The sequence below is a fragment of the Flavobacterium sp. WC2416 genome (assembly GCF_041200095.1).
Classification (GTDB): domain Bacteria; phylum Bacteroidota; class Bacteroidia; order Flavobacteriales; family Flavobacteriaceae; genus Flavobacterium.
This window is the reverse complement of sequence record NZ_CP165626.1, coordinates 2,111,551-2,130,204: the sequence shown is the minus strand read 5'-3', so window position 1 is coordinate 2,130,204 and position 18,654 is coordinate 2,111,551. Positions and strand designations below refer to the sequence as shown.

Genomic DNA, 18,654 nt, shown 5'->3' with positions numbered 1-18,654 from the left:
CTCCTAATAATAATAATAATAATAATAGATCAATACTAATCACATTTCAACCAGCCCGTAATACTCATTCGGGTGTTTTGAGTTACTAAGACTTCATGAAGTAACTCATCACTTTTGAAGAAAACTGTTTTGCCTTGTGTGGGCGCAATTTTCTGGTTGTTATTATCCTGGTGAATTAATAATTCTCCTCCATCAGCAGGCTGCCAATTACTATTTAAATAACTAATCATCGAATATTTTCGACTCGGGTTATTTTGAAACTGATCATAATGTTGCAAATAAAAATCTCCTTTTTCATACAAGGAGTAATGAAATTCATAACCCGTAATTCCGGTATAACAACTTTCATTTAAATAATTGATAAACGCTTCCATTTGTTCAAAAAATTGATTTTCAAACACATTATTATTCTTTTTATCTAACCAATAAATAGAATCACTGCGCACTGCACTATCATAAGCAATCGCTTCTGAGTTTCCTGTTCCAGCAGTAATCAATAAATCTTGTTGGTTTAACGCGAGTAAATTTTGCTTTAAATTATTAGCTAATTCATCACTTAAAAAATTTTCAGATATACCTACTTTATTATCAATATAAGTGGCAATCAAAGCTTCAAAGCTATTTTCCATTAGGTTTTCATTAACCGCAAGGACGGCTAACTGTTGTAAGGTAGTACATATTACATCACTTATAACATACTATTCTCATTTTGCCTTAATTATGAAATAAAAAAAAGCGCTTAGAAAACTACTTCTAAACGCTTTTTAAATAATGATAATAATAGCTATTAAAGCTTACTAATATAACTTCCGTAAATATCTTTGAACTGATATCCTTCTGATATACGATCTTTGCTCAGTTTATTGTACTCTACCAAAGCCCAAAGAATAAACTCCTTCATAAATAACTTATCCTCCTTAGCCAATTCTGGTTGGTATTTTTTAATTAAAATTTCAAGTGGGACAATGGCTCCCAATATTCTTTGGTACTCTTCATCGCTTGCATCATCTAATAATTCGAAACCACTTTCGGCAAAAAACCATTCTATTAAATCCGTATAAGCTGTTTTCTCATTTGGTTTTTCTAGCTTTTCAATTTTTGGAAAATAAGCGGGGAAAAAAGTATGAATTGCTGAACCTAGCAAGTTTTGAGCGACAGCTGCAGCACCCTCCTGCTCTCCTTCATAGACCAACTCTACTTTTCCAGTAATGGCAGGAATAATTCCCATAAAGTCCGACAAACGCAAACTTGTTTTATCAACACCTGCTTTTAAAGCGCGACGCTCCGCAGTACTCAATAAGTTTTCATAAGCCGTAATACTCATTCTAGCACTCACCCCACTTTTATTATCTATATATTCGCTTTCACGTGCTTCAAAACCAATTTGTTCCAGTAAATCTTTGGCCAATGAAGGAACATAAACCATATCACTTTGCACTGTATCAAGCTTCGCTTCTTGCTCCGTAATGGTACGAGCAATTTTTATGGTTTCTGGGTAATGCGTTAATATTTGAGAACCTATTCTGTCTTTCAAAGGCGTTACAATACTACCACGGTTGGTATAATCTTCTGGGTTTGCCGTAAATACAAACTGCATATCTAGTGGCATACGCAATTTAAATCCTCTAATTTGAATGTCTCCTTCTTGCAAAATATTAAACAAAGCCACTTGAATACGCGCTTGTAAATCAGGTAACTCATTGATAACAAAAATACAACGATTAGCACGCGGAATCATTCCAAAATGAATCACACGATCATCAGCATAGGAAAGCTTTAAATTAGCGGCTTTTATTGGGTCAACATCACCTATCAAATCGGCTACCGTAACATCTGGTGTTGCTAACTTTTCTGAAAAACGATCGTTTCTATGCAACCATGAAATTGGAGTATCATCGCCTTTGATGTCAATGATATCTTTGGCAAAACGAGAAATTGGATTTAAAGGATCATCATTAATCTCCGAACCCGTCACAAACGGTATGTATTCGTCTAATAAATCAACCATTTTGCGCGCCAACCTAGTTTTGGCTTGACCACGAAGCCCTAACAAATTTATATTATGGCGAGATAATATAGCACGTTCCAGTTCTGGAATTACGGTGTTTTCAAAACCATGAACCCCTTCAAATGCGGATTTTCCAGATTTAATCTTTTCTCTTAAATTAGTACGCAATTCCTCTTTAATCGAGATACTTTTATATCCTGCTGCTTTTAATTCTCCTAATGTATGTATATTCTCTATTTTCATATTTATTATTTAAAAATTGAATGATTTAAAATTCAACTTATTTATTATTTTAACTTTGAAACACTTAAACTTTGTTACTCTGTCTCTTTGAAACTTTAAAGCTTTGAAAATTTGCAACTTACTTCACTCTCTTCTTCCTATTCGTCTCATAATCTTCAAATATCATTTCACCTAAACCTTTCAGTCCGGTATAAAATGCTTTTCCTTGATTGGCTTCGGTGAACTTATTGACAAATTTTTGTAAATATGGATCATTAGCGATCATAAAAGTGGTTATGGGAATATGCAGTTTTCGGGCTTGCTGTGCTTGACTGTAACATTTATCCACAATGTACTCATCAAGCCCATTACTGTTCATGTAATACGATCCATCTCGCTCTCGTACACAACTCGGTTTTCCATCCGTAATCATGAAAATTTGCTTATTCGTATTTCGTTTTCTACGCAGTAAATCCATTGCTAGTTGCAATCCAGCAACAGTATTGGTATGAAAAGGACCTACTTTTAAGTACGGCAAATCCTTAATGGCAATAGTCCATGCATCATTTCCAAAAACTAAAATATCCAAAGTATCTTTCGGATAGCGTGTAGTAATTAATTCAGCTAATGCCATCGCCACTTTTTTGGCTGGTGTGATTCGATCTTCTCCATACAAAATCATACTGTGACTGATATCAATCATCAGCACCGTACTCATTTGGGATTTGTATTGGGTTTCTTCGACAACCAAATCATTTTCGGTTAACATAAAATCAGTCACACCGTTATTAATTTGGGCATTACGCAAACTCTCCGTCAAGGAAATGCGTTCTAAACCATCACCAAAATGAAATTCTCTAAACTCTCCAGTGTGCTCATCACCGTTTCCAGAGTGTTTCGTTTTATGATTACCACTTCCAGAACGTTTTAAATTACCGAAAATTTGGTCTAAGGCTTGTTGTCTAATTGCACGTTCTGTCTTAGCAGTAATTCCCAATCCTGAAGTTCCATCCTCTTTAACTTCATCTTTGATATACCCTTTTTTCTTTAAATCTTCGATAAAATCATCAATGGTATAGTGTTCATCGGTGAGTTTATATTCCTTGTCTAATTCCCGCAACCAATCGATCGCTTCATCAAAATCTCCCGAAGTATGTGTAATTAATTCCTTGAAAATTCCAAAGAGTTTGTCAAACGGAGATTGATTTGGCGCCTCATATTGCTTAAAATAAAAACCTTTTTTATTATCCTTTTCCATAGACTTTAAAATTACATCATTTTAAAATAAAGCCTTGACAAACGATTACTAATTTTTAGTTAAAATGGATTTTTTTACAACAATTCATTTTAATTGTATCCTATTATAGGAAATAAGTTTAATTTTATATTTTTAAAAATTAAAAATGCAACAACACGAACATTGGGATATACTTTTGTCCAATCAAGTAGATAAAAAAGCGTTTATAGAAACAATTCTAACTGGAAAATCCATTGGAAAATTAAGCTCTTTTAATTCTAAAAATGGGATTCTATTTTCAGACATTGCCATTGCTAATTTCATCAAAAAAGAATACCAATACAATTCCATTGAAGCTGCAACTGACACTACACGAAAATTAAGTAGCTTTTCATCGGGGGAACGAAAAAAAGTATTTTTAAATTATTGTATCAAGCAAGAACCTGATTATATAATTCTCGATAATCCATTGGATCATTTGGATATAAATTCAAGAAAATCAATTACAATTGCATTAGAAGAACTGGCCAAAAAAGTACTATTGATCCAAATTGTAAATCGCAATACCGACCTACATTCCTTCATCCTCAACAAAGCACATATTCAAAACAATTCGTTTGTGTTAGAAGATTTAAAACTAGCTGAAGAAACGACAACCACATATTTCAAATCAATTCCGGATGCATTTGACCCCATTGTATATCAAGATACCATATTAATTCAAATGAACGGAGTCAATGTGAGTTACTTGGAAAAACCGATTTTAAAAACCATAAACTGGACCATTAAAAAAGGAGAATTTTGGCATTTATTAGGTCCAAATGGTTCGGGAAAAAGTACTCTATTATCGTTAATTACTGGAGAAAATGCTAAAGGTTACGGTCAAGACGTTTACCTTTTTGGGAAAAAGAAAGGCAGCGGAGAAAGCATTTGGGACATCAAAAAGAATATTGGTTATTTTTCGACTGCTATGCTCGATTTGTTTCAAAAAAGAGACACTCTTGAACAAATGATTTTGTCTGGTTTTTTTGACTCCATCGGTTTGTACACGCAACCTACTAGTTTACAAAAAAAGCTAGTGAGTCAGTGGTTGGAACTAATTAATATGACTCATTTAAAAAACAACATCTTCAATCAACTTTCAATAGGACAACAAAGGCTTGCTTTGATTGTAAGAGCAGTACTCAAACATCCTCCTTTATTAATTCTAGATGAACCTGTGGAAGGTTTGGATGATGAAAATGCAGCTTTAGTTACTCAATTAATTACGGTTTTATCTCAAAAAACTGATATGGCTATTTTATATGTTTCTCATAGAAGTGAACCCAATTTAAAGCCAAATGCTATCTATGAATTAACACCACAAACTAATGGATCAACTGGCGAAATTAAAAATTAATTCTAAAAAATTTGGGCGTGACCACAAGGGTCGTGCTGTACGTTCTCAATCCACGCAAAAAAGCGTGGGATTTCCACTGCCATCACTCACGCAACTCGCACTTATAATTCAATCTTGCTTATAAATTAATGAAATGTACCATCTACATAAAACCATTTTCCGTTTTCCTCTTTAAACGCGGAAAACTCATGATGAATTTGCATTTGGTGATCGCTGTCCAAAAAATACGCTTTAAATTCAACTGTAGTAGCTGTTGCATTTAAAACCTCCAACTTTATCCATTGATTGCTTTGAGACCAATCAAGAATAGCACTTTTAGAATGAAGTTTTCGAGTGGAACTATGTGTCGTAGCTACTAGATAATCTGCATGCTGTGTAGCATAAGCAGAGTAACGTGAACGCATTAGAACAACTGCTGTTTCTGCTGTTTTAATCTCTTTTAAATAAGGTTCACAACATTCCTCATACGAAAGTGAAGAACAACAATAACAATTTAATTTCATCTTTAATATATCAAACTTACCACTTAAACTAGACCATCGAGAGCCAAGATTTTTTCATGAAGTTTATTCAATAAAACTTGATACCTACTGATTTCTCGTAGATCTTCATCCTCATCAGAATGGTCCAATAATTCATCCAATTGTTCACTAACATCCACCAACTTATTATTGGCTTCAATTGCATTACTACTTGCAATCAAATCAATAATTTCCTGAACATTACTTTTTAACAACTCAAATTTATCGTTTTCCATAAATTCTATTTTTTATCACTAGCATTAGCTTCGTTAAACATTTTAACGATTTGTTTTAACTTCTCTTTACGAGTTATTTCAGCTTGTTTCACTTTATCCTGCGCTTTATGCAACTTGTCGTTATGCTTTTTAATATTTCTTTCGTTATTCCTGCTCATTTTTTTTATATTTAAATCTAACTTTAAATAGACTCCATTTTTTTTAGCACTAAATTTTTCATAAATATCCTTAATGAAATATAAAAAGGAAAATTCCTGAATTTAACTCGTGCAAAGTTCGTGAATTTAATTTAGAATTGCATTAATGCATTCTTATGATCTTCCTCTATTAAAATAAATTTAGTTGAGAACCTTAAATTTAAGCAAATCATAGATTTAAATAATTTTAGTTTTAAGCTTGAATTTTATGTTAGTTACAAATATTTACTTGTTAATTAAAAACATAATAATTACATTTAGCTTTTAAATATAATGGGTTTATCTAAGACCAAGAAAAAGAATAAATGAAATCTGAAATAAATTGGTCGAAATTGATTAACTGGTTTTTAAATAAACCCAAATCAACAGGCTTCATAGTATTTCTAAGCCTAAGTGTTGTGTTTTCCTATATCTCTATACAGCAATATCATATAGAAAAACAAAATAAAAAGGATGAGATGGATAATACTCTTAAAGTATTACGACAAAACATAGAACAATCTCTAAAAAACTGTTATACAACTACACTCACACTAGCACTTACTATTAATGATGATGGAATTCCTGAAGATTTTAATTCCATTGGTCAACGTTTAATAGAATCCAATAATAGTATCGAAGCTGTACAATTAGTACCAAATGGAATTATTAGGTATATCTACCCAATGAAAGATAATGAAGCTGCTATGGGGTTGAATATTTTGAAGTCAGCATATCTTAAGAAAGAAGCCTTAAAATCCATCTTAAATCAAAAAATGTACTTTGCAGGACCTCTTGAATTAAGGCAGGGGGGACAAGGAATTGTGGGCAGGCTTCCTGTGTACATAAAAAATAAATTTTGGGGATTTTCGGCAGTCATTATTAAATTAGACAAACTTTTAAAAACTTCTGGTATAAATGCTATTGATAAAACTAAATATTATTTTCAAATCTCTAAGAGAAATCCAATTACTCAAAAAGATGTTTATTTTTTACCTCAAAAAATAAAATTATCAGAAAATAGTTTCGTAACCAATACAATTCCTGATGGGGACTGGAAATTATATCTAATTGATACAAAATCAACGAATGCGCTAACCTCTTTTATTGTATCAATTATTTTAAGCTTCATCTTGGCACTAACCTTTGGTTTTTTAACTCTTCTATTGTTGAAAAAACCAGCTGAGTTACAAGTCTTAGTGGATAAACAAGCATCTAATTTAATTGATAACGAAATTAAATTCAAGACTATTTTTGATCAAGCCGCAATTGGTATCTCTAATGTTGATCCCATCACAGGTACATTTTTGGAAATAAACAATCAATTTTGTAAACTTTTGGGATATACTCAAAAAGAGATGAAAGAAAAGAACTATCAATCTATTACACATCCAGATGATTTAAAAGATGACATTGCTACCGTAAAGAAAATTAATAACGGAACGATCAATGACTATACCGTAGAAAAAAGGTATCTAACCAAAAAGGGAGATGTTATTTGGGTCAATTTATCTGTAACTCCACTTTGGAAAAAAAACGAAAAACCCACTAGCAACATTGTAATTATTGAAGATATTACACAAAAAAAAGAAGCGGAACAACTTATTAAACAAAGCCAAATTAGATTTAAAAGTCTTTTTGATGATTCTCCTCTTCCATTGTGGGAACAAGATTATTCACATGTAAAAAAATATCTGCAAGAATTAAATCTAATCAATGAATCCAAGGAAAATATTAGTTCATATTTAAAACAACATCCTGAAGTAATTAAAAAATGTTTTTCTTTAGTTCATATTATTGATGTAAATAATGAATGTTTAATACAATATGATCCCAAAACTAAATCGGAACTATTAAATAATTTTGACATTATTTTTAGTGATGTAGCAATCCCCTCATTCACAAATCATATCATCGCAATTTGCAGAAATGAAAATAGTTTAATAATGGATGCTAAAATAAAAAATCCAAAAGGGGAAATAAGAGATGTCAATTTTATTTATAGTGTAATGAAGGGTTATGAAGATACTTTAGAGCGAGTCATAATTTCAACTGAGGACATTACCGAACGAAAAAAACAGGAAAAAATAATCCTCAATTCGCAAATAAGAATCGAATCTTTAATCAATACTATTGATGGAATCGTTTGGGAATGCGATGCACAAACATTCCAATTTACATTTATTAGTAAAAAGGTAGAAAATATTTTGGGATATACTACTGAAGAATGGTTATCAAGTCCTACTTTTTGGGCAGATCATATTTATACTGAAGACAAAGAAGAAGTAGTAAAATATTGTTCAAACCAAACTAATTTAATGCTAGACCATGATTTTGAATATCGAATGATTGCCAAAAATGGCAATATCGTTTGGTTGAGAGATATTGTTAACGTAATAACAAAAAATAATAAAGCAGTCAGTTTAAGAGGAATTATGATTGATGTTACTAAAACTAAGGAAATCGAAAAAGATCTAAACAGTTCCTTTTTTTTAGTTTCGGAACAAAATAAAAGATTGCTGAATTTTTCCTATATAGTGTCACATAATTTAAGATCGCATACCAGTAATATTACATCACTGACAGGGCTTATTGAAACTGCGGAATCTGATGAAGAGAGAGAACAAATGGTTCAATTATTAAAAACTGTATCTAATTCCCTTAATGAGACTTTATTTAACTTAAATGAAGTTGTAAATATCCAAACTAATATTGGGTTAGTTTCTGAAAAAATAAATTTAAAAAAGTACATAGACAATACTTTCAATATCCTTGCAGAACAAATCAAAATAAAAGGGGCGCATATCACTTCTAATGTTAGTGACGATATTGAAATTAATTATAACCCAGCTTATCTAGAAAGTATTCTTTTTAATATAATATCAAATGCCATCAGGTACAGTCACAAGGATCGAGAACCAAAAATTTTAATAAATTTTCTAAAAGAGAATAACCTTAAAGTAATTGAAATTTCAGACAATGGAATTGGAATTGATTTGGAGAAAAATGCAAACAAAGTTTTTGGTATGTATAAAACATTTAGTGATAATCCTAATGCTAAAGGTATTGGGTTATTTATTACTAAAAATCAAATTGAAGCCATGGGAGGAAGTATTACAATAGAAAGCAAACCTGGTGTAGGAACTACCTTTAAAATTTATATAACATGAAAACAAGAAAAATCTGGGTAATTGATGATGATATAATTTATAAAACCATCATGAAAAAAATTATCCTTAAATCCGAAATTTTCACTTCAACTGTTACTTTTTCAAATGGAAAAGAAGCTATAGATGCTTTAAAAAAAGCAATAGAAAGTAATGATGACCTACCCGAAATTATTCTTCTTGACATTGAAATGCCAGTTATGGACGGATGGGGTTTTATGAGTGAAATGGCCATTCTAAAATCAAAACTTCAATCTAAAATAATGATTTATATTTCAAGCTCATCCATTGCTGTTGATGATAAATTAAAAGCTAAAAACAATAGTGATATCCAAGGCTATATGTCAAAACCAATCAGCCTAAATGATTTAAAATTAATAGCTTCATCAGATTAGAAGAAATTAAATTAAATTTTTAATTTCTTCTAAAGTTGTATTGGTATATATCAATTGATCAATGATGCTTTTTCTCAAAACATTTAAATCATCATATTCATAATATTTTGCCCAAGAAGTCAAATTAAATAAATTTCGAATTTGTTTGATTTTTTTTTTAGTTTCAAAACTGGTTCTTAGTACAGCTTTATTATCGTAATTGGGATTGTTTCTATGTTGATAGTTTACCGTATTTGTTGTATAATCTGCCTCTAGATAATAGAGTTTATCAGTATCATCATCTGGGTAAAAACTTTCCCAACTAGCAAACCCTAATTTAAATTTTGATGCCGTTTCAGGCTCTAATTGAATTAAACGCCATTTACTATTAGCTAATCTTCCCCAATGATTAGAAACTCTATACATACCTAAATTAGTATAATAATAACTACTTCCCGCCTTACTTTGATATTGTATTTTAAGGTCTTTAATTTTTTCTAATGATTCTTCATTAAAAATACAAAACGTATTTTTAAAAGAATTTGGGCTTGGGCGAAAATTTTTTTCCATGCGCAAATATAATCAGAAAGTAAAGAAGAGAAAAACCATTAAATAAATCATTAACTTTGCAACTTAGAATATTTTAAAAATTACATTATGACTAAAGGTTCCGAAGAAAAAATGTTGCAAAAAGGGGTATACACTGGGATAATTGAAAAAGATGAAAACAACAATTTTTTTTGTGGTATTTATCTTTTAGATTATAAAATGGTTCAAGCAAAACATATTGTAGGTGATTGGATTACAATAAAATCTATCATTGAAAACCCAAGTGATATTAGTTATAATAAATATCCTAAAAAGTCAAAAAACTTTGACAAAGCAAATAACAAACCCGAACAATAATTCTTGTATTTCTTTTTTAAAATTAAATTAAAAAAAGACAAATAGTGATTTTTTTTTTATGACAAAGTAAAAACTTAAAAAAAAGTGTACCTTTGCAAAAAATTGTTGTTTTTGAAATTAAAAAATATAATTTCATATTAAAAAACAAGTAGTTACCTTATTTATGAAAAAAATAGTTGAATACCGCAAGTTGCTAAATGTAGACAAAACTGCAGAATTAAAAGATTTAAAAACCATTTATCGCAACGCGATGAAAGAAGCACACCCTGATAAATTTCAAGGAGATGAAGCTGGTTTGAAAGCTGCAGAAGAAAATAGTAAGAAAATTATTGAAGCATATCACTTTTTGGTAAGCATCAATCCAGAAACTACTAAAATAAACTTACCAGAATACACCGAAACAATATCAACATCAACAATTACTGATTATAAATTTGTTGAAGGAAGATTGATCATTAATTTTTCAAATGGTAGTGTTTACGAATACATTAGTGTTCCTAAAGCTACTTATGTAAAAATGGTAAATGCTGACTCTCCTGGAAGATTCGCAAAAAGACACATCCTTAATTCTTTTACTTGGAGAAAAACAATTAACCAAGATTAAGTTTTAAAACTTCTATATAAATCAGCACTCTTAATAAAGAGTGCTTTTTTTTTATCAAAACTTTTTCAAAATTAAAAAAAATCATACAATACTAATTTTAATTGTGTAATATACTTATTTTTAGTATTTTAGCCAACCTTAAAAAATAACCAAACCAACTAACCATGACCAAACCATGTAATTTGTATAAATCTCAATACAATAAAGCCACCGAAACACTTAAGACACTATTAAAACAAAGAGAAGAAATTGATTCAAAACTAAAAACTAACCCAATAAGTTCTGATTTACATAAAGACTTAAGAACAATCAATTTAGAAATAAAAATTACAAATAACGAGATCGAACAAGCTGAATCTGATATTTTAGAATGCGAGTCAACTGAAAACGTATCGTGAAAGCTAATTGAATCTCTAAAACAAGTACAATTCAATAAAAATCACTCTCATCAAATACTGCTGCTCATTATTTTAAAAATTCCATTGTCTTTTTTAACAACTAAAAAGAGATACATGCACTAACTTATACTAAAAATAAATTAAATTATAACAAAAATTTAGGTTATAAAATTATTTATACTTTAATAAAATTAAATACTTTTGCAGACTTAACTTAATTAACTAATTAATAATGAAAAAAATAATTTTATTACTTTCTGCTGCTGTTGTTTTAATTTCTTGCAGCAAAGTTGGAAAAGACGAATACATCATTTCTGGTACTGCAAAAGGTATTGAAAATGGAAAAACAATTATCCTTGAGACACAAAACGATATGGGAATGGTTGCTATTGATACTGTAAAGGTTGAAAATGGTAAATTTGAAATTAAAGGAAAAATTACTGAACCCGCATTTCATACATTACAATTAGAATCTGCTACAAGTAAAATTCCTTTTATACTAGAATCTGGAGAAATCTCTATTGTTATCGATAAAGACAGTATTCAAAAATCAAAAGTATCAGGTACTTATAACAATGATGAGTATGTAAAATTTAATGAGGAAATAAAAGTAGTTCAAAAGAAACTTATGGATTTCCAAACTAAAAACATGCAAGCAATGAATACAGCACAACAAACTAAGGATACTGCTGTAATCAATTCATTAATGAAACAGTTTTCAGAAATACAACAAGAAGTTGGAGAAGCGTCTAAAGCTAAGTATGTAACTTATGCAGAATCTCATCCAAAATCGTTCATAAGTGCCTTAATTATTCAAGGTATGGCTAACGATCCAAGTGTTGATTCTAAAAAAACAGAAGCAATTTATAATAGCTTCGATGCATCATTAAAAAACACTAAACCAGGTAAAGCAATAAAAACTAGACTTGATCAAATGAAAGCGCCTGCTGCTGGAGCCACTGCCCCAACTGCTGGTGACGCTAGATGAAGTACCGATTTTTCGGCACCCAATCCTGAAGGAAAAGTAATTTCTCTTAAAGAAAGTTTAGGAAAAGTAACAATCGTTGATTTTTGGGCCTCATGGTGTGGTCCGTGTCGAAAAGAAAATCCAAATGTTGTAGCTATATACAAAGAGTTACATTCAAAAGGACTTAACATCGTAGGTGTCTCTTTAGATAAAGACGCAGCAAAATGGAAAGAAGCTATTGCTAAAGATAAATTAACTTGGACACAAGTATCCAATTTAAAATTTTGGGATGAACCAATAGCTGCTCAATATAAAGTAGAAGCTATTCCAGCCACTTTCATACTTGATGCATCAGGTAATATAGTTGCAAAAGACTTAAGAGGCGATGAACTTAGAGCAAAAATTATTGAACTTTTGGCTAAATAATCGAATTCTTAGAATAAAATAAAAAAATCTCCCTAGTGGAGATTTTTTTATTTTATTCAATACCAATACGTTAAAAATAATAGTGAAATTAAGTGCAAAATTAGTTTGCATAAACCAAAACAGTTTCTATATTTGCAACCGCTTACAACAACATAAGTGTTGTACTCAAAGGCCTCGGGGAGATACTCAAGCGGCCAACGAGGGCAGACTGTAAATCTGCTGACTACGTCTTCGTAGGTTCGAATCCTACTCTCCCCACAAAACGCTGCAAGTAATTGCAGCGTTTTTTTTGTTCCATATACTTTGTAACAATTTTATAATATCAAAAAAAAGTCCCGTCTAATTATTAAATTAGACGGGACTTTTATAAAACCAATATTCTATTTATTCCAAAATAAAACTTACACTTACGTTAGCCGTTATTTTAATTTCACCTACTGCTAGTGTTTCTCTAGGCGCACCTATATCACTCATCTCCGTTTTCATCATTCTCGCATAGACTGGCTGCGGATTGTAATTTTGTGAATTGTCGGATATTGTCATTGCACGGCCTACTTTTTGTCCTAAAACAGACACATAATCCTCTGCTTTCATCTTCGCATCCTTAATTGCTAATTTTCTAGCTTCAGATTGATATTTGACTAAATTAGAAGACTGGAAAACAACATTGTCAATTCTATTTATCCCTTGGTTAACTAAACCCTCCATCAATTCATCATATTTAGAAAGATCACGCACTATGATTTCAATTGTTTGAGTAGCATTGTAAGTCGTTTTCTTTTTTTCGTAATCATATTGTGGATTTAAAGCAACACGTTGCGTCTTATAATCAGCAGGAGCTAAATTCATCTTTTTTATCAATTTCAAAACAGATTCAATCTGTTCGTCATTTTGTTTTTTTACGTCTTTAGCATTATTCCCTTTAGTTTCAACCGTAGCCGAAATAGTTGCTTGATCTGGTACTACTTTAATCTCCCCCTCTCCAGTTACACTTATTTGAGGAATTTGTTTTACTTCTTGAGCGTATGACATTGTCATAAACAACATCGAAAGAATTAATAATGATTTTTTCATTTTAAAATATTTAAATTATTTATTTGCAATAGTATTCTTTCAAAAGTTATGCCATTAAATTTTCCCCATTTTGGCCATGGCAAAAAGAATTACTATAGGAATCATTAATAACACTACCATTAAGGTGTTTTCTATAAGCAAATGAGGGTTTGTTATAAGTGTAATCAAAAACCCCCCAATAGCACCTCCAAAATGCGCCGTATGACCTATATTATCATTCTTAGCTCTCATACCATAAATAGAATATAGCAAATATAAAATTCCAAAAATATATGCTGGGATAGGAATGATAAAAAAGATTCCTAACATCATATTAGGCTCCAGTAATATAGCCGAATATAAAATTCCAGTAACAGCGCCAGATGCTCCCACAGCCCTATAATTATAATCATTTTTATGAAAAAGAATAGTCAATAAACTACCAAAAATTAAACTACCAAAATAGATGATTACAAATGAAAAGGTTCCTAAATAACCAATTACAACTGGTGCAAAAAAGGAAAGCGTAATCATATTAAAAGCCAAATGCCCTATATCAGCATGAAGGAAAGCAGACGAAAGTAATCTTATTTGTTCTCCTGATCTAATACTTCCTATGTGGAATTCGTATTTTCTGAAAAATGTATGATCATTAAACCCTTTATAACTAAACAATGCATTTGCAACGATTATTGCAATCAAAATGGTATTCATAAAATCTATTTATAGTGAATTGTAAATGTAGTGATTCTCTAAGATTCGTCTAGTATGTCTTTAAATTTTATCTGTTTATTCATTTTTGACTTATATTTGCAAAAAAAATAGTGCATGCAATTTCTCATTTTTATTATAGCTTATCCCCTACTTTGGTTACTGTCTATTCTTCCTTTTCGCATTTTTTATTTATTATCAGATGCTATTTACTTTTTAATCTATTATATAATAGGCTATCGTAAAAAAACAGTACGAGAGAATCTAGCTATGGCCCTACCCAATCTTAGCGATGAGGAACGTCTTGTGATTGAAAAAAAATCATACCGCCATATGTGTGATATGTTCATGGAAATGATCAAGACTATGACCATTTCATCCAAAGAAATGAATAAACGATTTGTTATCACAAATTTGGAAGTTATTAAAGAATATGAGGCAAAAGAAAAAAGCATCATGTTATTAGTATCACATTACGCCAGTTGGGAATGGCTTATCACTCTTAATCAAAAAATAAGCTATAAAGGTGTAGGAGTTTATAAAAAAATAAATAATAAATATTTTGACAAACTCATTAGAGACATTCGATCAAAATACAATACCGAATTAGTTGTCTCAAATAAAACAATACCATTGATTGCGGACAATAATCGAAAAAACATTCTTTCCATATATGGCATACCAAGTGACCAATCGCCCGCAGCAAACAGAATATTTCATTGGGATAAATTCATGGGCATAGAAGTTCCTGTGCATACTGGAGCCGAAATGTTAGCCAAAAAATATGATTTAAATGTCATTTATGTAAAAGTAAAAAAAGTAAAAAGAGGGTATTATGAAGCCACATTAATTCCTCTAAGTGACAATGCAAAGTCAATTCCAGATTTTGGAATTACACACGACTATTTACAGGAAGTTGAAAAACAAATTCACGAAGCTCCTGAGTTTTATTTCTGGACACATCGAAGATGGAAACACAGACGAAAAGACATAAATGCCTAATTAAGTTTTAATTAACGGTTGTTCCCCTAATATTTCATTAATTTTGATACTAATACACTACCCAAATGAATTTAAAAATCAACAATAGGTTTAGTACAGAATTACCAGCAGATACTGATGAAACAAATGTAACACGTCAAGTGCATAAGGCTTGTTTTTCCTATGTTACTCCAAAAATCCCATCCAAACCTCAACTCATTCATTTTACGGAAGAAGTTTTGGATTTGATTGGAATTTCTAAAGAGGAAGCACAATCTACTGTCTTTACCAATGTGTTTTCTGGAAAAGAAATACTTCCCAATACTCGCCCCTATTCTATGAGTTATGCAGGACATCAATTTGGCAATTGGGCTGGACAATTAGGTGATGGGAGAGCTATTATTCTTGCCGAAATAGAAAACAATCAACAAAAAACATATACCTTACAGCTAAAAGGAGCAGGAATGACGCCTTATTCCCGTAGAGCTGATGGGATGGCCGTCTTACGTTCTTCTATTAGAGAGCATTTATGCAGTGAAGCCATGTTTCATCTGGGCATTCCTACTACCCGCTCGCTATCTTTAATTCTTACAGGAGACCAAGTTTTACGTGACGTGATGTACGATGGTCATCCTGAGTATGAAAAAGGAGCCATAGTTTGTCGCGTTGCCACTTCGTTTATTCGTTTTGGGAATTTCGAACTTTTCTCTTCCCAAAATGACTTGAAAACCTTAAAATTATTGGCTGATTTTACTATCAAATATTATTTTCCTGAAATAAAAGGAACTCCCAAAGAAAGCTACATCCAATTTTTTAATGAAGTGGCTAATAAAACCCGCGAAATGGTGTTACAATGGCAACGTGTGGGCTTTGTACATGGCGTGATGAATACCGATAACATGTCCATTTTAGGACTTACTATAGATTATGGACCTTACGGTTGGCTTGAAGATTACAATCCAAATTGGACTCCTAATACGACCGATCGTGAAAACCGCAGATACCGTTTTGGGAATCAACCTCACATTGCCCTTTGGAATTTATACCAACTCGCCAATGCATTATTTCCTTTGATTGAAGAAGCTGCTCCATTAGAAACCATTTTACATGATTATCAGTCCCTATATGAAGCGGATTATGCCGATATGATGCGAAACAAATTAGGATTGGTTACCCAAAAAGAAAATGACAATCAACTCCTACATATCTTAACCGAAAATCTTCAACTGACAGAAACGGACATGACTATTTTCTTTCGAAAATTAAGTCAGATAAAGAAAGAGGAATCTGTTGAAAATGCATTTTCAGTGATTACTGACTCATTCTACACTACCGACGCAATTACTTCCCAAATAAAAGACTCTTGGTTGTATTGGTTTACCCAATATTTAAATCGTTTGCAACAGGAAAACACAACTGATGCCGATCGTCAACTAAGTATGGATAAAGTAAACCCAAAATATGTGCTGCGTAATTATATGGCTCAAGTAGCAATTGAAGCGGCAGAAAAAGAGGATTATTCGATACTAGAAGAATTGCATGTTCTATTGAAAAACCCCTATTTAGAACAAGAAAAATTTGAAAAATGGTTTGCCAAAAGACCCGATTGGGCCAGAGAAAAAATTGGAAGCTCTATGTTGTCTTGCAGTTCATAACAGACAACATAGCTCCTATTTTTTTAAGTGAAATTGTTTTTACAAAGAAAACCACTCTTTTACCAATTCATCTTCTAAAGGTTGTGCTTTCTTATGCACAAACTCATTCGTATCTCTATTGTAATCGTAATCTAAAGCCCAAGATGCATGATTTTTGGCCAAATCCTTAATTGCATTACATACAAATTCAATTTCAGCAGTAGTAGTTGTAGGATGAATGGACATTCTAATCCAACCCGGCTTTCTTATCAAATCCCCTAAACTAATTTCATCAATCAATTTATGCGACGTTTCTTGATCTACATGCAGTAAAAAATGTCCATAAGTACCCGCGCAACTACATCCACCACGAGTTTGAATTCCGAATTTATCATTCAGTAATTTCACTCCCAAGTTAAAATGTAGATCGTCAACATAAAAAGAAATGACACCTAATCGATCTTGATGTTGACCAGCCAATATTTTAATATTAGACACATTTCCCAGTTCTGAGAATACAAAATCAACAATTTCATGTTCTCTCTTCAGGATATTCTCAATTCCCATTTTCTCTTTTAACTGAATCGCAAGTGCTGTTTTAATCACTTGTAGAAAACCTGGAGTTCCACCATCTTCCCTATCTTCAATATTATCGATAAATTTATGTTCCCCCCAAGGATTGGTCCAGGAAACAGTACCACCACCTGGATTATCAGGAACTAAATTTTGATATAATTTTTTATTAAAAACTAATACTCCAGAAGTACCAGGACCACCAAGAAATTTATGTGGAGAAAAGAAAACGGCATCTAAATAGCTTTCTGGATCTTTAGGGTGCATGTCTATTTCTACATATGGACCAGAGCAGGCAAAATCAACAAAACAAAGTCCGCTATGTTGATGCATAACTTTAGCAGCTTCATGGTAAGGAGTTCGTATTCCGGTTACATTAGAACAAGAAGTGATTGAAGCAATTTTAAAGCTTCGATCTTTATATTTATCTAATAATATTTCTAAATTTTCAATACTAAACAACCCATCTTCAGTAGAAGGAATTACCTCAACATCAGCAATCGTTTCCAACCAAGAAGTTTGATTCGAATGATGCTCCATGTGCGAAATAAAAACAACAGGTCGTTTTTCGGCAGGGATATTTATGAAATCTTTCAAATTCTCAGGAACTTTCAGTCCTAATATTCTTTGAAACTTATTTACTACTCCAGTCATTCCAGTACCATCTGTTATCAAGATATCATTGGCATTCGCATGAACATGATGTTTAATAATATGACGTGCTTTATGATAGGCTTTGGTCATAGCCGTACCAGATACAGTTGTTTCTGTATGCGTATTGGCTACAAAAGGTCCAAAATCATTCATCAACTTTTCTTCAATAGGACGATAGAGACGTCCACTTGCTGTCCAATCTGTATAGATGATTTGTTGTGGTCCGTATGGGGATAAAAAATCTTGATCGATTCCTATAATATTCTTACGAAATTGTTGGAAATATTGTTCTAATTGAGTTGGTGTATCTGTAACGGTCATGATATGCATTTATTAAAGCGTAAATATATTGATTATTGTGGATTCTACAATTTATAAAATTATCAAAATCATCACTGTCCATTCAT

At 31.6% G+C, this 18,654-nt stretch carries 20 protein-coding genes and 1 tRNA gene; 11 read left to right on the top strand and 10 right to left on the bottom strand.

Features of this window, described 5'->3' with window-relative positions; translation table 11 throughout:
* Positions 1–35: 35 nt before the first annotated feature.
* The 3 genes from AB3G39_RS09125 to AB3G39_RS09115 all read right to left on the bottom strand — a co-directional run bounded on the left by AB3G39_RS09125 (position 36) and on the right by AB3G39_RS09115 (position 3,488).
* Positions 36–629, bottom strand: a complete 594-nt coding sequence (locus tag AB3G39_RS09125; protein ID WP_369753925.1) for a 2OG-Fe(II) oxygenase — start codon at positions 627–629, stop codon at positions 36–38.
* Between the two features lie 158 nt (positions 630–787).
* Positions 788–2,251: a magnesium chelatase gene (locus AB3G39_RS09120; protein WP_369753926.1), complete on the bottom strand. Its 1,464-nt coding sequence runs from the start codon at positions 2,249–2,251 to the stop codon at positions 788–790.
* A 118-nt stretch (positions 2,252–2,369) separates the two neighbouring features.
* A complete protein-coding gene (locus AB3G39_RS09115; protein ID WP_367770418.1) occupies positions 2,370–3,488 on the bottom strand; it encodes a VWA domain-containing protein in 1,119 nt (372 codons plus the stop codon).
* A gap of 145 nt (positions 3,489–3,633) precedes the next feature.
* On the opposite strand from AB3G39_RS09115, the gene AB3G39_RS09110 reads away from it, so the two are divergent.
* Positions 3,634–4,866 (top strand): ATP-binding cassette domain-containing protein, encoded by a 1,233-nt coding sequence (locus AB3G39_RS09110; RefSeq protein WP_367770421.1) that lies wholly within the window; start codon positions 3,634–3,636, stop codon positions 4,864–4,866.
* A 125-nt stretch (positions 4,867–4,991) separates the two neighbouring features.
* Here the strand turns inward: AB3G39_RS09110 and AB3G39_RS09105 are convergent, their stop codons facing one another.
* Genes AB3G39_RS09105 through AB3G39_RS09095 form a run of 3 tightly spaced genes read right to left on the bottom strand, consistent with a single transcriptional unit; the run spans position 4,992 to position 5,781 of the window.
* Positions 4,992–5,369: a YchJ family protein gene (locus AB3G39_RS09105; RefSeq protein WP_367770424.1), complete on the bottom strand. Its 378-nt coding sequence runs from the start codon at positions 5,367–5,369 to the stop codon at positions 4,992–4,994.
* Positions 5,370–5,392: 23 nt separating this feature from the next.
* Entirely contained in the window at positions 5,393–5,623 is a 231-nt protein-coding gene (locus tag AB3G39_RS09100) for a hypothetical protein (protein WP_367770426.1), read from the bottom strand.
* 5 nt (positions 5,624–5,628) lie between these two features.
* Positions 5,629–5,781, bottom strand: coding sequence for a hypothetical protein (locus AB3G39_RS09095; RefSeq protein WP_367770428.1), 153 nt, complete (start codon positions 5,779–5,781; stop codon positions 5,629–5,631).
* 497 nt (positions 5,782–6,278) lie between these two features.
* Between AB3G39_RS09095 and AB3G39_RS09090 the strand changes: the two genes are divergently transcribed.
* Positions 6,279–8,969 (top strand): PAS domain S-box protein, encoded by a 2,691-nt coding sequence (locus AB3G39_RS09090; RefSeq protein WP_367770431.1) that lies wholly within the window; start codon positions 6,279–6,281, stop codon positions 8,967–8,969.
* Positions 8,966–9,361 (top strand): response regulator, encoded by a 396-nt coding sequence (locus AB3G39_RS09085; RefSeq protein WP_367770434.1) that lies wholly within the window; start codon positions 8,966–8,968, stop codon positions 9,359–9,361. Before AB3G39_RS09090 ends, AB3G39_RS09085 begins: the two co-directional genes overlap by 4 nt.
* Before the next feature lie 6 nt (positions 9,362–9,367).
* Here the strand turns inward: AB3G39_RS09085 and AB3G39_RS09080 are convergent, their stop codons facing one another.
* Positions 9,368–9,910 carry a hypothetical protein gene (locus tag AB3G39_RS09080; protein WP_369769300.1) on the bottom strand — a complete coding sequence of 181 codons (543 nt, stop codon included), beginning with the start codon at positions 9,908–9,910 and terminating at the stop codon, positions 9,368–9,370.
* An 87-nt stretch (positions 9,911–9,997) separates the two neighbouring features.
* On the opposite strand from AB3G39_RS09080, the gene AB3G39_RS09075 reads away from it, so the two are divergent.
* The 6 genes from AB3G39_RS09075 (at position 9,998) to AB3G39_RS09050 (ending at position 12,899) form a co-directional block, all read left to right on the top strand.
* Positions 9,998–10,246, top strand: a complete 249-nt coding sequence (locus AB3G39_RS09075; protein ID WP_367770440.1) for a hypothetical protein — start codon at positions 9,998–10,000, stop codon at positions 10,244–10,246.
* A gap of 163 nt (positions 10,247–10,409) precedes the next feature.
* Positions 10,410–10,850, top strand: coding sequence for a KTSC domain-containing protein (locus AB3G39_RS09070; RefSeq protein WP_367753544.1), 441 nt, complete (start codon positions 10,410–10,412; stop codon positions 10,848–10,850).
* 164 nt (positions 10,851–11,014) lie between these two features.
* Positions 11,015–11,248, top strand: coding sequence for a hypothetical protein (locus AB3G39_RS09065; RefSeq protein WP_367770443.1), 234 nt, complete (start codon positions 11,015–11,017; stop codon positions 11,246–11,248).
* A gap of 232 nt (positions 11,249–11,480) precedes the next feature.
* Entirely contained in the window at positions 11,481–12,236 is a 756-nt protein-coding gene (locus AB3G39_RS09060) for a DUF4369 domain-containing protein (protein WP_367753546.1), read from the top strand.
* A 39-nt stretch (positions 12,237–12,275) separates the two neighbouring features.
* Positions 12,276–12,641 carry a TlpA family protein disulfide reductase gene (locus AB3G39_RS09055; protein ID WP_367774151.1) on the top strand — a complete coding sequence of 122 codons (366 nt, stop codon included), beginning with the start codon at positions 12,276–12,278 and terminating at the stop codon, positions 12,639–12,641.
* Positions 12,642–12,817: 176 nt separating this feature from the next.
* A tRNA-Tyr gene (locus tag AB3G39_RS09050) sits at positions 12,818–12,899 on the top strand.
* A gap of 126 nt (positions 12,900–13,025) precedes the next feature.
* Here the strand turns inward: AB3G39_RS09050 and AB3G39_RS09045 are convergent.
* Positions 13,026–13,715, bottom strand: a complete 690-nt coding sequence (locus AB3G39_RS09045; RefSeq protein WP_369769299.1) for an SIMPL domain-containing protein — start codon at positions 13,713–13,715, stop codon at positions 13,026–13,028.
* Between the two features lie 54 nt (positions 13,716–13,769).
* The gene (locus AB3G39_RS09040; protein WP_369769298.1) at positions 13,770–14,408 is read right to left on the bottom strand and encodes a rhomboid family intramembrane serine protease; all 639 of its coding nucleotides are present in this window, start codon (positions 14,406–14,408) and stop codon (positions 13,770–13,772) included.
* A gap of 114 nt (positions 14,409–14,522) precedes the next feature.
* Between AB3G39_RS09040 and AB3G39_RS09035 the strand changes: the two genes are divergently transcribed.
* Complete coding sequence (locus AB3G39_RS09035; RefSeq protein WP_367770450.1) at positions 14,523–15,407, top strand: lysophospholipid acyltransferase family protein; 885 nt, start codon at positions 14,523–14,525, stop codon at positions 15,405–15,407.
* A 65-nt stretch (positions 15,408–15,472) separates the two neighbouring features.
* Positions 15,473–17,041: a YdiU family protein gene (locus tag AB3G39_RS09030; RefSeq protein ID WP_369769297.1), complete on the top strand. Its 1,569-nt coding sequence runs from the start codon at positions 15,473–15,475 to the stop codon at positions 17,039–17,041.
* A gap of 39 nt (positions 17,042–17,080) precedes the next feature.
* Here AB3G39_RS09030 and AB3G39_RS09025 read toward each other — a convergent pair whose 3' ends face one another.
* Positions 17,081–18,568: an aminotransferase class V-fold PLP-dependent enzyme gene (locus tag AB3G39_RS09025; RefSeq protein ID WP_369769296.1), complete on the bottom strand. Its 1,488-nt coding sequence runs from the start codon at positions 18,566–18,568 to the stop codon at positions 17,081–17,083.
* Positions 18,569–18,654: the final 86 nt, after the last annotated feature.